Annotated in this window: 1 protein-coding gene and 1 pseudogene; both read right to left on the bottom strand. The window is 65.5% G+C overall.

Annotated elements, in window-relative coordinates; all coding sequences use genetic code 11:
* Window positions 1-241, bottom strand: a 241-nt coding sequence (locus NE591_RS12860) for a hypothetical protein (protein WP_256156815.1), incomplete at its 3' end; no start/stop codon positions are given.
* Window positions 242-314: 73 nt separating this feature from the next.
* A pseudogene (locus NE591_RS16370) lies at window positions 315-406 on the bottom strand (hypothetical protein); the annotation flags it as partial.

Here is a 406-nt window from a genome sequence, read left to right as displayed (position 1 = left end):
CGACGGGATAGAGGCGCGTCATCTCTCGATAGTCCATGCGCACGAAGATGCTGGCCACGTGACGGGCCGCCACGTCGGACGTCACTATACGAGCCCCCTGTGGCTGCTCTCCACGGCCTTGGAACTGGGACTGCTCGTGCTGTTCCTGCGCCCCCTCGAGCGGCGGCGTGACAATCTTACGAGATCGTTCGCGCTGCTGGCGGTCCTGGCGGTGCTGTGGCACGGCAACCACCTGCTGCACTTCAATTTCGCCTTCGACTTCCTCGTCAACATCGCGCTTGTTACCGGGTTCATCGCACTGGTCGGGCGCACTCGCCGCGGTCGATGTGCTCGAGGTGATGCACACTCGTCTCGCCGTCGGCCACGATACCCGCGAGCACGAGGGCCGCGCCCGCCCGCAGATCGG

The organism is Adlercreutzia sp. DFI.6.23 (assembly GCF_024462535.1).
Lineage (GTDB): Bacteria > Actinomycetota > Coriobacteriia > Coriobacteriales > Eggerthellaceae > Adlercreutzia > Adlercreutzia rubneri.
The sequence above is the reverse complement of the archived record's forward strand: the minus strand, read 5'-3'. Positions and strand labels throughout refer to the sequence as shown.